Annotated in this window: 19 protein-coding genes; all 19 read left to right on the forward strand. The window is 39.9% G+C overall.

What is annotated here, in order from left to right; translation table 11 throughout:
* The first annotated feature begins 37 nt into the window (after positions 1–37).
* The 19 genes from fabG (at position 38) to MB09_RS00805 (ending at position 14,038) form a co-directional block, all read left to right on the forward strand.
* Positions 38–790 (forward strand): 3-oxoacyl-ACP reductase FabG, encoded by a 753-nt coding sequence (fabG, locus tag MB09_RS00715; RefSeq protein ID WP_045078948.1) that lies wholly within the window; start codon positions 38–40, stop codon positions 788–790.
* A 78-nt stretch (positions 791–868) separates the two neighbouring features.
* Positions 869–1,120, forward strand: coding sequence for a DUF6364 family protein (locus tag MB09_RS00720; protein ID WP_045078949.1), 252 nt, complete (start codon positions 869–871; stop codon positions 1,118–1,120).
* Complete coding sequence (locus MB09_RS00725; protein WP_045078950.1) at positions 1,121–1,537, forward strand: PIN domain-containing protein; 417 nt, start codon at positions 1,121–1,123, stop codon at positions 1,535–1,537.
* 11 nt (positions 1,538–1,548) lie between these two features.
* Positions 1,549–2,769, forward strand: coding sequence for a beta-ketoacyl-[acyl-carrier-protein] synthase family protein (locus tag MB09_RS00730; RefSeq protein ID WP_045078951.1), 1,221 nt, complete (start codon positions 1,549–1,551; stop codon positions 2,767–2,769).
* Between the two features lie 2 nt (positions 2,770–2,771).
* Positions 2,772–3,014 carry an acyl carrier protein gene (locus MB09_RS00735; RefSeq protein WP_045079317.1) on the forward strand — a complete coding sequence of 81 codons (243 nt, stop codon included), beginning with the start codon at positions 2,772–2,774 and terminating at the stop codon, positions 3,012–3,014.
* Between the two features lie 18 nt (positions 3,015–3,032).
* Positions 3,033–3,914, forward strand: coding sequence for an LpxL/LpxP family acyltransferase (locus MB09_RS00740; protein WP_045078952.1), 882 nt, complete (start codon positions 3,033–3,035; stop codon positions 3,912–3,914).
* Between the two features lie 3 nt (positions 3,915–3,917).
* Positions 3,918–4,835 (forward strand): flavodoxin family protein, encoded by a 918-nt coding sequence (locus MB09_RS00745; protein WP_045078953.1) that lies wholly within the window; start codon positions 3,918–3,920, stop codon positions 4,833–4,835.
* Positions 4,835–5,968, forward strand: a complete 1,134-nt coding sequence (locus MB09_RS00750) for a beta-ketoacyl-ACP synthase III (RefSeq protein ID WP_045078954.1) — start codon at positions 4,835–4,837, stop codon at positions 5,966–5,968. The genes MB09_RS00745 and MB09_RS00750 overlap by 1 nt, the downstream gene beginning before the upstream one ends.
* Complete coding sequence (locus MB09_RS00755) at positions 5,969–6,406, forward strand: hypothetical protein (RefSeq protein ID WP_045078955.1); 438 nt, start codon at positions 5,969–5,971, stop codon at positions 6,404–6,406. It abuts the gene before it with no gap.
* Positions 6,406–6,864 carry an ABC transporter permease gene (locus MB09_RS00760; RefSeq protein ID WP_045078956.1) on the forward strand — a complete coding sequence of 153 codons (459 nt, stop codon included), beginning with the start codon at positions 6,406–6,408 and terminating at the stop codon, positions 6,862–6,864. The genes MB09_RS00755 and MB09_RS00760 overlap by 1 nt, the downstream gene beginning before the upstream one ends.
* A 2-nt stretch (positions 6,865–6,866) precedes the next feature.
* A complete protein-coding gene (locus tag MB09_RS00765; RefSeq protein WP_045078957.1) occupies positions 6,867–7,268 on the forward strand; it encodes a hypothetical protein in 402 nt (133 codons plus the stop codon).
* Between the two features lie 123 nt (positions 7,269–7,391).
* On the forward strand, positions 7,392–8,399 hold the full coding sequence (locus MB09_RS00770; protein WP_240484788.1) for a BtrH N-terminal domain-containing protein: 1,008 nt from the start codon (positions 7,392–7,394) through the stop codon (positions 8,397–8,399).
* Positions 8,400–8,494: 95 nt separating this feature from the next.
* Complete coding sequence (locus tag MB09_RS00775) at positions 8,495–9,238, forward strand: ABC transporter ATP-binding protein (protein ID WP_045078958.1); 744 nt, start codon at positions 8,495–8,497, stop codon at positions 9,236–9,238.
* Complete coding sequence (locus MB09_RS00780; RefSeq protein ID WP_045078959.1) at positions 9,231–10,499, forward strand: ABC transporter permease; 1,269 nt, start codon at positions 9,231–9,233, stop codon at positions 10,497–10,499. The genes MB09_RS00775 and MB09_RS00780 overlap by 8 nt, the downstream gene beginning before the upstream one ends.
* Positions 10,489–10,917 carry an acyl-CoA thioesterase gene (locus MB09_RS00785; RefSeq protein ID WP_045078960.1) on the forward strand — a complete coding sequence of 143 codons (429 nt, stop codon included), beginning with the start codon at positions 10,489–10,491 and terminating at the stop codon, positions 10,915–10,917. The genes MB09_RS00780 and MB09_RS00785 overlap by 11 nt, the downstream gene beginning before the upstream one ends.
* 2 nt (positions 10,918–10,919) lie before the next feature.
* Entirely contained in the window at positions 10,920–12,068 is a 1,149-nt protein-coding gene (locus MB09_RS00790; protein WP_045079319.1) for a beta-ketoacyl synthase N-terminal-like domain-containing protein, read from the forward strand.
* Positions 12,069–12,100: 32 nt separating this feature from the next.
* On the forward strand, positions 12,101–13,147 hold the full coding sequence (locus MB09_RS00795; RefSeq protein WP_240484789.1) for a methyltransferase: 1,047 nt from the start codon (positions 12,101–12,103) through the stop codon (positions 13,145–13,147).
* A 4-nt stretch (positions 13,148–13,151) separates the two neighbouring features.
* Positions 13,152–13,784, forward strand: coding sequence for a 3-oxoacyl-ACP synthase (locus MB09_RS00800; protein WP_117624759.1), 633 nt, complete (start codon positions 13,152–13,154; stop codon positions 13,782–13,784).
* Entirely contained in the window at positions 13,781–14,038 is a 258-nt protein-coding gene (locus tag MB09_RS00805; protein WP_045078963.1) for a phosphopantetheine-binding protein, read from the forward strand. The genes MB09_RS00800 and MB09_RS00805 overlap by 4 nt, the downstream gene beginning before the upstream one ends.

The raw sequence follows: 14,038 nt of genomic DNA on the forward strand, positions 1-14,038 counted from the left end.
AAGCAGTTAGCAGTAAAAAGTTGTGAGAAAAAATTAAATGGAAGATAAAAAAACGAAACAAAAATACGCATTAGTAACAGGAGGTTCGCGAGGTATTGGCCGCGCAGTTTGTATTCAATTGGCGAAAGATTTGGAATACAATCTCCTTATAAATTACAACGGCAACAAAGATGCGGCCCAACAAACTCTAAAGGAAGTTGAGGCGCTCGGCGGTAAGGGCGAAATAATCCAGTTTGACGTTACCGATGCCGAAGCTGTTAATAAGGCATTTGACGTATGGCATGAAGCTAACAAAGACGCTATTATTGAAGTAATTATAAACAATGCCGGAATCACCAAAGACGGCATGTTCATGTGGATGAAACCCGAAGATTGGCACAGCGTAATAAACACCAGTTTGAATGGTTTTTACAATATTACCAATGCTTTGATCCAAAAATTGCTTGTCAACAAGTATGGCCGCATTATCAATATGGTTTCGGTTTCGGGATTAAAAGGAACGCCCGGACAGGTAAATTATTCCGCGGCAAAAGGAGCGGTTATCGGCGCCACAAAAGCCTTGGCACAGGAAGTTGCAAAACGGAACATAACCGTAAACGCAGTAGCCCCCGGTTTTATAAAAAGCGATATGACCGCCGAACTTGACGAAAAGGAACTTAAGAAAATGATCCCGGCCAACCGTTTTGGCGAAGCTGAGGAAGTGGCCCACGTGGTGAGCTTTTTGGCCTCGCCGAAAACTTCCTATATTACCGGGGAAATTATTAATATTAATGGAGGAATTTATTCATAATACTGAATAACTTACAATCAGCACGTGTAAAATGTTTGAAATTAATACGTATTTTTGTACTTATTACACTTATATGTTATGAACACCAAGCTCACATTGACAATTCAACAAGATGTAATTGAGAAGGCAAAAAAATATGCTAAAGCAAAAAATCGAAGCCTTTCAGACATTATTGAAAATTATCTAAAATTGGTTACTAAAGAAGAACATAACCCCAAAAGTAAAAAGTTGGATTCAGTTGTATCTTCCTTAAAGGGCTCTTTCAAAATGCCTGCGGATATGGATTACAAAAAGGAGCTCCAAAAGATTCGGGAAGAAAAGTATTTATAAATGGATAAAGTACTTTTGGCTGCTGATGTTATTTTAGATTTCTTTTTTGACAGAGAACCTTTTGCTACACATTCGGCCGAGGTACTAAATCTTTGTTTAAAAAATAAGATTGGTGGTTTTACAACTCCTGTAATAATTGGCAATGTATATTATCTCCTTAAAAAAACGGCAAAGAATGAGCTAGTAGTCGAAAAAATAAAACAACTTTTAGTAATAATAGATATACTGCAAATGAACAAAACAGTTGTCATAAACGCTTTAAACTCTGATTTTAAGGATTTTGAGGATGCATTACAAAATTTCTCGGCAATTGAAAAAGGTGATATTGATATAATTTTGACACGAAATATAAAAGATTATAAGAAAAGCGAGTTGGCAGTTCTAAGTCCTGAAACTTATTTAAAGGGTAAAATTTGAGTATTCAAAAAATGAGAAGAGTAGTAATAACCGGAATGGGCATCTATTCCTGCATAGGCAAAAACCTGCAGGAAGTGAGGCAATCGCTTTATGAAGGAAAATCTGGAATTATTTGCGACGAAAAGCGGAAGGATTTCGGCTATCGTTCCTGTTTAACGGGTTGGGTGGAAGAACCCAATTTGAAGGAACAACTTTCCCGCAGGGAACGCGTCAGTCTAGGTGAAGAAGGCGCCTACGCCTATGCCGCAACTATTGAAGCCTTGAAAAACGCTAAAATAGACCAGCAATTTCTGGATGAAAATGAAGTGGGCATTCTTTACGGAAATGACAGCACCGCAAAATCGGTCATAGAATCGGTTGATAAAATTCGCGAAAAGAAAGATACAACGTTGGTGGGTTCGGGCGCAATTTTTAAGGCGATGAACTCGTCCGTTACGATGAACCTTTCCACCATTTTTAAATTGCGAGGCATCAATTTTACAATCAGTGCGGCCTGCGCGAGTGGCTCACATTCCATCGGAATGGCCTATTTTCTTATAAAAAACGGGTTACAGGAATGTATCATTTCCGGCGGAGCCCAAGAGATTAATGAACTGGCAATGGGCAGTTTTGACGGGTTGGGCGTTTTTTCTACACAGGCAGATCCCACAAAAGCCTGCCGCCCATTCGATAAAGACCGCGATGGGTTGGTTCCCAGCGGTGGCGCGGCAACTTTAATTATTGAGAGTTACGAAAGCGCTGTAAAAAGAGGCGCGCCAATTTTGGGCGAAATTATTGGTTACGGTTTTTCTTCAAACGGCGACCATATTTCAACCCCAAATGTTGACGGCCCTGCCCGAGCGATGAAAATGGCTTTGGAACAGGCAAATATCCAGGCTTCGGAAATTGATTACGTAAATGCACACGCAACTTCAACACCAGTTGGCGACGCAAATGAGGCGCTCGCAATTACGGATGTTTTTGGGGAAAACGGACCCTATGTGAGTTCCACAAAATCCATGACCGGCCACGAATGTTGGATGGCAGGCGCGAGCGAGGTTATTTATTCCATGCTTATGATGGAACACTCCTTCATAGCGCCAAATATCAATCTTGAAACGCCGGATGAGGCGGCTTCAAAATTAAACCTTGTTAACAAAACGTTAAATAGAAAAATTGATGTATTTTTGTCCAATTCTTTCGGGTTTGGGGGAACCAATTCCGCATTGATAATTAAAAAATGCACACATTAGAAATGAATAAAGAAGTTATAGTTGAGAAGATAAACTACTTTTTGGTAGATGAGTTTGAGGTAGAGACCGAAGACATTGAACCAAGGGCCAATCTAAAGGAAACTTTGGAGCTGGACAGCTTGGATTTTGTGGATTTGGTAGTTGCCATTGAGGCCAATTTTGGCGTGAAATTGACTGGTGAGGATTTCCTTAATGTTATTACACTTCAAGATTTTTACGACCTGATTGAAACAAAAATCAGCTGAAATTTGCAATAACTATTTATGGCGGGCGAGTGGGAAGGCAAAAGCAAAGGAACCGTTTTAGGGTATAAAATCTTTATATTTTTTATCAGAAAATTAGGTGTTCGCGCTGCATACGGACTGCTTTATTTCGTTGCTCTTTATTACGTATTCTTCGCCGGAAGAAGCACCCGATCCATATTTTACTACTTTCGTAAAAGATTGAAATATTCTTGGACTAAGAGTGTTTTCAGCATTTACAAAAGTTATTATGTTTTTGGCAAGACCATTATTGACAAGGCCGCAATCTCTTCTGGTCTGCAAAACAGATTTACCCATGAATGTGACGGAGTTGACAATATTATAGAGCTTCTCGACAAAAAGCAAGGTGGCATTATGATAAGTGCCCACGTTGGCAATTTTGAAATCGCCGAATTCTTTTTTGAGGAAATTGATACCCGATCGCAAATAAGCCTTGTAACCACCGATGCCGAACATAAAAACATCAAGGAATATATGGAAAAAGTAACCATGCGTTCCAATGTAAAGTTTATCTTGGTGAAAGAGGATATGTCGCATATTTTTGAAATAAACAATGCCCTCAGCAATGGCGAATTGGTCTGTTTTACAGGCGATAGATATATGAAAGGCCAAAAAGTATTGACGGAATCGTTGATGGGAAAAGAAGCAAATTTTCCCGCCGGCCCATTTTTATTGGCCAGTAGGCTGAACGTGCCGGTTTTGTTCGTTTATGTAATGAAGGAAACCAATAAGCACTATCATTTATACGCCCGTCAAGCGGAAGTAAAGAACCGCGATGCACAAGGATTGCTGAAAAAATATACCGAAAGTGTGGAATGGATGCTGAAAAAATATCCGTTGCAATGGTTCAACTATTTTGATTTTTGGGAAACGGACGATTAAGAAATGAAGGAAGTACTTATAATTTATTATTCCCAAACCGGGCAGCTTTTTGATATTCTGAAGAATATTGCTTCAACGATTTCAGTTGAAAAAGTTAACATATCCTATTGCGAAATAATTCCGAAGAAAAAATTCCCCTTTCCGTGGAAACAGGAAGAATTTTACGGTGCTTTCCCGGAAACCTTTCTTCAAATCCCAACACCTTTGGAAGCGATTCCATCAGAAATTCTTCAAAAAAAATACGACTTGGTTATTTTGGGTTACACTACTTGGTATTTAACGCCTTCCATCCCTATCAATTCGTTTTTAAAATCTGAAGAGGCAAAATTATTGCTTGCAAATACGCCGGTGGTAACCGTTTCCGCAAGCCGCAATATGTGGATAATGGCGCAGGAAAAAGTGAAGAAATTATTGATTGCGAACCACGCGAAATTGGTCGGAAATATTGCTTTGGTGGACCGTAACCTGAACCACATCAGCGTAATCACAATCGTGCATTGGCTTATGGGCGGTAAAAAAACTAAAATGTTCGGTATTTTCCCAAAACCGGGAGTGTCGGACAAAGATATTGAAGCAGCCTCCCGTTTTGGAGTTCCCATTAAAGAAGCTTTGCTTCAAAATGAATATTCAAATCTGCAGCAAAATCTTTTGGACGTGGGAGCCGTAAAAGTTGACCCATCGCTAATAGCAACCGATATTCGCGGAAATATGGTTTTTACAAAATGGGCGAACCATTTAATCAAAAAAGAGGGCGAAGAAAGAAAGAAATGGCTCGTTTATTTTAAATATTATTTGTTATTTGCAATATGGCTTATAGCCCCAATAGTATTTATTGTATTTTTGCTCACTTATATCCCAATGTACCGTAAAATACAAAGGGACAAAGCCTATTATTCATCTGTTGCATTAAAGCAAGATTAATGAAGAACGTTTACATTACAAGGATTGCGAAGTTTTTGCCTAACGAGCCCGTGGACAACGAGGCCATGGAAGAAAAGCTTGGGGTTATCAATGGAAAGACCTCAAAAGCGCGCCGCATCATCCTTCGGAACAACCAAATAAAAACACGTTATTACGCCATCGACAAAGATGGAAACGTAACCCATAACAACGCACAACTTGCTGCGGAAGCGGTTGAGGCTTTGTGTGATGAAACTTTCAACAAAAACGATATTGAATTGCTGTCCTGCGGCACCTCCAGCCCAGACCAGATTTTGCCGAGCCACGCCGCCATGGTACACGGTTTTTTAAAGAACGGAAATCTTGAAGTAAACTCCCCTTCCGGCGCTTGCTGCAGTGGAATGAATGCTTTGAAATACGGCTACATGGCCATAAAATCTGAACAGGTTAACAATGCGGTCTGTACAGGTTCCGAAAGAACTTCTTCTTGGATGAAGTCTGATATTTTTGAGGATGAAGTGGCACATTTGCAACAAATTGATGAAAACCCAATTTTGGCATTCAACAAAGAATTTTTGCGGTGGATGCTTTCAGACGGAGCTGGCGCAATGCTTTTGGAGAGTGAGCCCAAAGGTGAAACTCCTTTGAAGATTGAATGGATGGAAGGTTACAGTTACGCCTTCGAATTGGAAACGTGTATGTATGCCGGTGGCGACAAACTTGAAGATGGCAGCCTAAAACCTTGGAGCGAATATCCAGCAGATGTTTGGGGAAAAATGTCGCTTTTTGCGATGAAGCAGGACGTGAAATTGTTGGGTGAAAACATCCTTCAAAAAGGGGTGGAAAGCATGAAAGATGCCATGGCAAAGCACAACATCACTGAAGACGATATTGATTACTACCTGCCGCATATTTCTTCCTATTATTTCAAGGAAAATCTGTATAACGAAATTGAGCGTCAAGGCCTACATTTACCTTGGGAAAAATGGTTTTTGAACCTTCAAAAAGTTGGAAATGTGGGCGCTGGTTCCATCTATCTTATGCTTGAAGAATTGGTACATTCCGGAAAACTGAAAAAGGGCGATAAAATATTTCTGCAAGTACCCGAAAGCGCGCGTTTTGCATATTCGTACGCCTATTTAACAGTTGTTTAAATGAATCAATTCACCGAAAAAATAACGGACAAAGATTTCATCGGAAAATTGATTCCACAGAAAGCGCCGTTTGTGATGGTGGACAAACTGCTTCATTTTGAAGATAAAAAAGTAATCGCGGGATTGACCATTTCCGAAGAAAACATTTTTACGCAAAACAATAAATTTACCGCGCCGGGTTTGATTGAGCATATGGCGCAGACCGTGGCACTTTACACGGGCTATCAATTTTTTTTAAAGGAAGAAGATGCTCCCCTGGGCTATATCGGGGCAATAAAAAAAGCTGAAATCATTGAGCTCCCTTCTGTTGGAAATGAACTGAAAACCACGGTAAACGTGCTGCACGATATAATGGGCGTAACTTTGGTAACTGCCGAAACCGAATGCAATGGAAAAGTAATCGCCTCCAGCGAAATGAAAACCGTATTGGCCAATTAATGAAAGCTGAGGACGTTTCAAATATTGACATTGCCAATTTTCTGCCGCACCGTGAGCCGATGCTTATGGTTACTTCAGTGCTCGAAATTGACGACGCTTCGGTTTCCACCCAATTCCACATTACAGAAGATTGCGTTTTTTTGGATAACGGAGAACTTTCTGAAACCGGGCTGATTGAAAACGCTGCCCAAGCCGCTTCGGGCGTAGTCGGGCAAACTTTTTTTGAAAAAGATGATTTGGAAGGAACAGGCAACAAACTGGTTGGTTACATAAGCGCCATCAAAAAAGTTGAGATTTTTCAACTTCCAAAAGTTGGCGAAACGATCATTACAAAAGCAAAACTTCTTTCAAGATTCGACACAGGCGAAATGACAATGTGCAGCCTAGAAGCCCACACATTTGTTGCTGAAAAATTAATTGTATCTTCTACCATGAATTTTTTAATCCATGAAGTCTGATTATGAAGAAAAAAGAAGTACCACAGGACAAAAGCAATCTGGAATCCGCAAATTTCCGCGAACTCTGTTATGCCGTTGACGAAAATGGCGAATACACTACCGAAAACAGCACAGGCTGGGAACCAAAAACCGTAGCATTGAACAATGCAATCGAGGAAATAAAAGAGCGCATTGCCGATGCAAAAAGCCGTGTAATTGCAGGCGAAACCAGCCCCATAGAATATTATATGGAACTCCACAAAATGGACGTGGGCATTTTGGCAAGCTACGTTGGCTTTTGGCAATGGAAGGTAAAACGGCACTTTAAGCCTTCGGTTTTTAAAAAATTGAGCGATAAAACTTTGAACAAATATGCTGAAACGTTTGACATTTCAATTGATGAATTGAAGTCGATGGGTCGATAAGTTTATATGTTTATGAGTTTAAAAGTTTATGAGTTTAAAAGTTTATGAGTTTAAAAGTTTATAAATTTCCATAGAATCCATAGAATCAAAAGTATCCACAGTATCAATAGAAAAACCAGAAACTTGAAATCAGAAACCATAATAGACTTCACCCACCACCAATCTGCACACTGTGAAAACGGCGTTGTTTCAAACTTGATGAAGCACAACGGTTTCAGCATTAGCGAACCCATGGTTTTTGGAATTGGGAGCGGGCTGTTGTTTTGTTATATCCCTTTGCTGAAGGTAAACCACGCGCCAGTAATCACTTATCGCGCACTGCCGGGACATATTTTTAAAAAATTCGCCAAGCGCACGGGCGTAAAAATGAAGCGCGAAAAATTCAGCAATCCAAAAGATGCAAAAGCACGTTTGGATGAAAATCTTGAAAAAAACAATCCCGTCGGGTTGCAGGTTGGCGTTTATAATTTGGTTTACTTTCCCGATGAATACCGTTTCCATTTCAACGCCCACAATATGGTGGTTTATGGAAAAGAAGGCAATCGGTATTTAATAAGCGACCCAGTTATGGAAGATGTAACTTCCCTTTCCGAAAAGGAACTGGAAAAAGTGCGTTTCGCCAAAGGAGCTTTTGCGCCAAAAGGCCATATGTATTACCCAATTTCCTTTCCCGAAAAACTGGAATTGGAAAAAGCAATCGTAAAAGGAATTAAAGATACCTGCAAGGCAATGTTGGCGCCAGTTTCATTTGTTGGCGTAAAAGGAATTCACAAAATAGCTGGTTTAATCAGAAAATGGCCAAAGAAAAAGGGTATTAAAACCGCAAACCATTATTTAGGACAAGTAGTGCGGATGCAGGAAGAAATAGGTACTGGTGGCGGCGGCTTCCGTTATATTTACGCAGCATTTTTACAGGAAGCCGGAAAACTTTTAGGAAATGAAAAGTTAATCGAACTTTCAAAAGAAATGACCGAGATAGGCGATTTATGGCGCGATTTTGCTTTGGAAGCTTCCAGAATCTACAAAAACCGTAGCGCCCAAACCGATAGTTATAACAAAGTGGCTGACCAGCTAGACCATATTGCCGATTTGGAAAAGGTGTTTTTTAAGAAGTTGAAAAGGGCGGTGTGAAGAAGTTAATGGTTATTGAGTTAATTGTTAATAGGGGAAGGATAGTAAAAGTAAAAAAAAGATAAAAGTCCCTCTTTGGGGGATTTAGGGGGACAATGATTGAAATAAACCAACTTTCAAAAAAATACAAAGGTGCCGAATACTTTTCGGTAAAAAACCTTGATTTGAAAGTTGAAGAAGGCGAAATCTACGGGCTGCTCGGCCCAAACGGCGCTGGAAAAACCACGCTTATTTCCATGCTTACTTCTTTGCTGAAACCCACTTCGGGTTCTTTCACGATAAACGGATTGAATTTTAAGGAACACAAAAACCAATTGAAACAGTTAATTGGTATCGTTCCGCAGGAATACGCACTTTACCCGACGCTCACCGCTTTTGAAAATTTGGAATACTTCGGAAGTATGTACGGAATTAAAGGCGAAATTTTAAAAAACTCCATTAACGAACATCTAAAAATAATGGGACTTTCAAAATTCGCAAATAAAAAAACCGATACGTTTTCCGGTGGAATGAAGCGTCGTGTAAACTTGATTGCCGGAATTCTCCACCAACCAAAAGTGCTTTTTTTGGACGAACCAACCGTAGGCGTGGACGTGCAATCCAAAAACGTAATTATTGACCATTTAAAACTGTTAAATAAACAAGGAACCACAATAGTTTACACCTCCCACCATTTAAATGAAGCCGAATTTTTCTGCACCCACGTCGCCATTATTGACCGCGGTGAAATTATTGTAAAAGGAGTTCCTTCGGAATTGATAAAAAACCAACCCGAAGCCAAAAATCTTGAAGAAGTATTTTTGGCAAAAACCGGCAAAGCGCTTCGCAACCATGCATAAACTCTGGGCTTCTACATATAAGGAAATGCTTTTGCTAATCCGCGATTTGGGCGGAATCGCGATTCTTTTTATAATGCCGTTGTTACTTTTGATTGTGATTACTTTAGTGCAGGACAGCACCTTCAAAACCATTAGCGATATAAAAATCCCCGTGCTCCTGGTGGATAATGACAAAGGCGAAGTTTCAAAAAATATCATTGAAAACCTTTCCGAATCCAATTCATTTGAAATTCTTCAGAAATCTTCCGAAGAAGAGGCAAAGGAGGCTGTATTCTCAGGAAAATATCAACTCGCCATCGTAATTCCCGAGAATCTTTCGGCCTCGCTTCAAAAGAAAGTGGATCAAAATGTGGAAGGCATTTTATCAAAATTCGGGTTGGAAGAAGATACTTTGGCAGTTGCAAAAGAAGCGATTCCGCAAAAGGAAGTCCGTTTGTATTTTGACCCCGCAACGCAGGTAAGTTTTAAATCTTCCGTGAAAAATGGCATCGACAAAATGATTTCAGAAATTGAAACCCAAAGTATTTACAAAGCGTTTCAAACGGAATTGGGCGAGGACGATTCCGAATCTATTTTTGAAACTGAAAGCTTTATTGCTTTTAAAGAAATTCTTCCCACAAAAAACAATGAAGAAATCATCCCGAACTCAGCACAGCACAACGTTCCGGCGTGGACGCTGTTTGCCATTTTTTTCATCATTGTTCCGCTTTCAATCAATCTTTTAAAGGAAAAAAATCAAGGCACTTTTGTCCGTTTGCGCACCACTCCGGTGAGTTATGCTACCGTTCTGGGCGGAAAAACAATCGTTTATCTCGCGGTCTGTCTCGTTCAATTTACGTTGATGCTGCTCGTGGGAATTTTTCTCTTTCCCGCCATCGGCCTCCCGGGAGTTGACGTTTCCGGAAAGTTGCTAATGCTATATTTAGTCGCGCTTTTTTCGGGCCTTGCCGCGATAGGATTGGGGTTGCTGATTGGCACCGTAGCAAAAACACAGGAACAGGCAGCACCGTTTGGCGCCACTTCGGTGGTTATTTTGGCGGCGCTCGGCGGCGTTTGGGTACCCGTTTTCGTAATGCCGAAATTTATGCAGTTTGTTTCCAAAATTTCCCCGATGAACTGGGGCTTGGAAGCGTTTTACGATGTATTTTTAAGAAATGTAAGTTTTGTTAAAATCCTTCCCGAAATTTCGTTATTATTGTTGTTCTTCCTCACCACAATCGTAATAGCAATAATCTATAACCGAAGAAAAAATGCCGTCTGACAATAAAAAGGAAATAAGTTTTACATCAGAAATTCGGGTGCGTTTCACCGAAACAGACCCTTTGGGAATTGTTTGGCACGGCAATTATATCCAGTATTTTGAGGATGGCCGCGAGGCTTTTGGGCGCGAACACGGCATTTCGTATTTGGAACAAAAGGCGAACGGCTATACTTCCCCAATCGTGAAGTCTTCCTGTGAACACAAGCTGCCGTTGCGCTACGGCGATGTGGCAACCATAAAGACCACTTTTATCGACTCGCCGGCGGCAAAAATGATTTTTCAATACCGCATTTTCGACCCCAAGGGAAGATTGGTCTGTCTTGGTGAAACCATTCAGGTTTTTTTAAATGAACAGGGCGAACTTTCGTTGACGAAACCTGAGTTTTTTGCAAATTGGAAAAAGAAAATGGGATTGTAATAATGGCCAAAACCTTCGTTTCACATAACAATATTTTAAGCAATCTCGGTTTTGACAGCGAAACCGTAGTTGAAAATATTTCCAAAGGAAAATCGGGCCTTGAAAAATTTGATGATGCTTCCCTTTTGCCCGAACCGTTTTGCGCCTCGATGATTTCTTCGGAAGTGATAAAAAGTGAATTCAATAAAATTGGCGATACTTCAAAATATACGAAACTGGAGCAAATGCTGATTCTTTCCTTAAAAAAAGTCGTCGATGCAACTGATATTCAGTTAAATGAAAAAGTTGGATTAATCATTTCGACAACAAAAGGAAATATTGACGTACTTGAAAAGCAAAGCAATTTTCCCGAAAGTCGCGCCTATTTAAGTGAATTGGGAAAAACAATCCAAAACTTTTTCGGTTTTAAAAATGAGGCAATTGTACTTTCAAACGCTTGTGTTTCGGGCGTTTTGGCTATTTCGGTTGCAAAAAGTTTTATTTCCGAAGGAAAATATGACCACGTTTTTATAACCAGTGGCGATTTGGTGACGAAGTTTATTCTTTCGGGCTTTAATTCGTTTCAGGCTTTATCGGCAGAACCTTGTAAACCTTATGATAAAAATCGTGTTGGAATTAATTTAGGCGAAGTCGCCGCAAGTGCCTTGGTTACTTCTTCCGAAAAGAACCTATCGCAGGAAGCCGTTGCAATTTTGGGTGATGCAACCTGCAACGACGCAAACCATATTTCGGGTCCGTCGCGAACGGGCGAAGGGCTTTTCAGAAGTGTAAAGTCTGCGCTGAAAGAAGCAAACTTGGGCGCTTCACAAATAGATTATATTTCCGCACACGGCACCGCCACGCCTTTTAACGATGAAATGGAGGCCATCGCCTTCAACCGATTGGGAATGGAAAATGTGCCGCTCAATAGTTTAAAGGGCTATTTTGGTCACACTTTGGGAGCTTCGGGGCTGTTGGAAACTATTGTGGGAATGCACTTTATGAAGAAAAATATTCTTTTTTCTTCCAAAGGATTTTCCGACCTTGGGGTCTCAAAAATAATAACGATTATTAAAAATAATACTCCCAAAAACCTGCAGATTTTTTTGAAAACTGCTTCAGGTTTTGGAGGCTGCAACACAGCGGTAATTTTTGGAAAAATAAACAACTAACCAACCATAAAATGTCAAGTCCAATTAAAAAAATGAATGCCGTTGAAGCTTTGGAAGAAGCGCACCGCATTGCCTTTGCGCCCTTTGTTTTCCAAGCTTCTGTTTCCCTTCGGAAACTTGGGATCTTAGATTATATTTTTGACCAGCGAGAAAAAGGAGGCCCAACTGTTGATGAAATTTCCAAAAACCTTTCCATAACTCCCTATGGCGTAGGGGTACTGCTCGAAATTGCGGAAACTTCAAACATTGTAAGCAAAAATGGGGAAAATCAATACGAGCTTACAAAAGTAGGTTACTTTTTAAATTACAACACCACGGCTGGGGTGAACCTAAATTTTGCAAACGACGTTTGTTATAAAGGGCTGTTTCATTTAAACGATTCCATAAAAAACGGAAAACCCGAGGGGCTGAAAGAACTGGGCCAATGGAAAACAATTTACGAGGGTCTTTCGCAGCTAAACCCCGTGGAACAGCAATCTTGGTTTGATTTTGATCATCATTATTCTGACGATATTTTCGGGGAAGCTTTGGAAAAAATATTTGAAAGAAAACCGAAAACTCTCTTCGACATTGGTGGAAATACGGGCAAATTTTCTATTAAATGCTGTAATTTCAATGAAGAGGTACATGTGAAAATAGTCGATTTACCGGGCCAATTGAACATGGCTTTGGCCAATGCCGAAAGCAATGGTTTTAAAGATAGAATTTCTGGCCATCCCATTGATTGGCTTTCGGAAAACCCACAAATTCCAAGCGGGGCAGACTTAATTTGGATGTGCCAGTTCTTGGATTGTTTTTCTGAAGAAGAAATTGTAAAAGTGTTGAGCATTTGTGCAAACTCCATGGACGATGATGCCGAATTGGTGATTGTTGAAACCTTTACGGATAGACAGGCCTTTCGCGCTTCACAATTTATATTGGAGGCCACTTCGCTATATTTTACAGTACTTGCAAACGGAAACAGCAAAATGTATCCGGCCAGTGTTTTTATGAAATTGATTGACAAGGCTGGTTTAAAACTCAAAGAAGACATCCAATTGGGTGAATATCACACCATGTTGATTTGCGAAAAGAAATAGAATTTTGACTAAAACTTTTCACATAAAAAGCTATTGCCATATTAAGAACCAAATGGTTTCATTGAATGGAAATGTACTTTTTAGTGAGGTCCCGATAACTATCGGGGCAGAAGATTTTTCAACTTTTATAAAAAACGCATACAAGTTTTTGAAAACAGATTATTCCAAGTTTTTCAAAATGGACAATCTCAGCAAGCTCGCATTTTTGGCGGCAGATGTTTTGTTGAAAAAGGAAAATTTAAACGAAGAAGAAAATAATATTGCCTTAATTTTTTCAAACAAAGCATCCAGTTTAGACACCGATAGAAAACACCAAGCTGCAATAGAAAACGATGCTGAATATTTTCCCAGTCCGGCGGTTTTTGTTTACACCTTGCCAAATATTTGTTTGGGCGAGATAAGTATCAAGCACAGGCTGTATTCTGAAAATAGTTTTTTTATCTTTGACCGCTTTAATGCGGAACACTTGCAACTGTACGCCAACAGTTTATTGCGAAGCGGAAAAGCAGAAAAAGTACTTTGTGGTTGGGTAGATTTAGACGAAAATAGCTACGATGCTTTTTTATATTTAGTTGAAAAAGAAGGCGAAATTGAACATAAAACTGAAGAAATAACCAGATTATACAACATATTATGAGTGAATTAAAAGAAGAATTGAAAGGAAAAATCATAGAACAATTAAATCTTGAAGATGTTTCAGTGGCAGACATAACAGACGATGACGCACTTTTTGGCGACGGACTTGGATTGGATTCCATTGATGCTTTGGAACTTATCGTTATGCTGGACAAAGATTACGGCATCCGTTTGAGCGACCCCAAAGAAGGAAAGAAGATTTTTGAATCTGTGCAGGTAATGGCAGATTATATTCAGGAGCACCGCACGAAATAA

Source organism: Aequorivita vladivostokensis, assembly GCF_000952855.1.
GTDB lineage: Bacteria > Bacteroidota > Bacteroidia > Flavobacteriales > Flavobacteriaceae > Aequorivita > Aequorivita vladivostokensis.

Bases quoted from the DNA above. Each gene is read 5' to 3' on its own strand.
- fabG (WP_045078948.1), top strand. From the start codon at position 38: ATGGAAGATAAAAAAACGAAACAAAAATACGCATTAGTAACAGGAGGT.
- MB09_RS00720 (WP_045078949.1), top strand. From the start codon at position 869: ATGAACACCAAGCTCACATTGACAATTCAACAAGATGTAATTGAGAAG.
- MB09_RS00725 (WP_045078950.1), top strand. From the start codon at position 1,121: ATGGATAAAGTACTTTTGGCTGCTGATGTTATTTTAGATTTCTTTTTT.
- MB09_RS00730 (WP_045078951.1), top strand. From the start codon at position 1,549: ATGAGAAGAGTAGTAATAACCGGAATGGGCATCTATTCCTGCATAGGC.
- MB09_RS00735 (WP_045079317.1), top strand. From the start codon at position 2,772: ATGAATAAAGAAGTTATAGTTGAGAAGATAAACTACTTTTTGGTAGAT.
- MB09_RS00740 (WP_045078952.1), top strand. From the start codon at position 3,033: ATGGCGGGCGAGTGGGAAGGCAAAAGCAAAGGAACCGTTTTAGGGTAT.
- MB09_RS00745 (WP_045078953.1), top strand. From the start codon at position 3,918: ATGAAGGAAGTACTTATAATTTATTATTCCCAAACCGGGCAGCTTTTT.
- MB09_RS00750 (WP_045078954.1), top strand. From the start codon at position 4,835: ATGAAGAACGTTTACATTACAAGGATTGCGAAGTTTTTGCCTAACGAG.
- MB09_RS00755 (WP_045078955.1), top strand. From the start codon at position 5,969: ATGAATCAATTCACCGAAAAAATAACGGACAAAGATTTCATCGGAAAA.
- MB09_RS00760 (WP_045078956.1), top strand. From the start codon at position 6,406: ATGAAAGCTGAGGACGTTTCAAATATTGACATTGCCAATTTTCTGCCG.
- MB09_RS00765 (WP_045078957.1), top strand. From the start codon at position 6,867: ATGAAGAAAAAAGAAGTACCACAGGACAAAAGCAATCTGGAATCCGCA.
- MB09_RS00775 (WP_045078958.1), top strand. From the start codon at position 8,495: ATGATTGAAATAAACCAACTTTCAAAAAAATACAAAGGTGCCGAATAC.
- MB09_RS00780 (WP_045078959.1), top strand. From the start codon at position 9,231: ATGCATAAACTCTGGGCTTCTACATATAAGGAAATGCTTTTGCTAATC.
- MB09_RS00785 (WP_045078960.1), top strand. From the start codon at position 10,489: ATGCCGTCTGACAATAAAAAGGAAATAAGTTTTACATCAGAAATTCGG.
- MB09_RS00790 (WP_045079319.1), top strand. From the start codon at position 10,920: ATGGCCAAAACCTTCGTTTCACATAACAATATTTTAAGCAATCTCGGT.
- MB09_RS00795 (WP_240484789.1), top strand. From the start codon at position 12,101: ATGAATGCCGTTGAAGCTTTGGAAGAAGCGCACCGCATTGCCTTTGCG.
- MB09_RS00805 (WP_045078963.1), top strand. From the start codon at position 13,781: ATGAGTGAATTAAAAGAAGAATTGAAAGGAAAAATCATAGAACAATTA.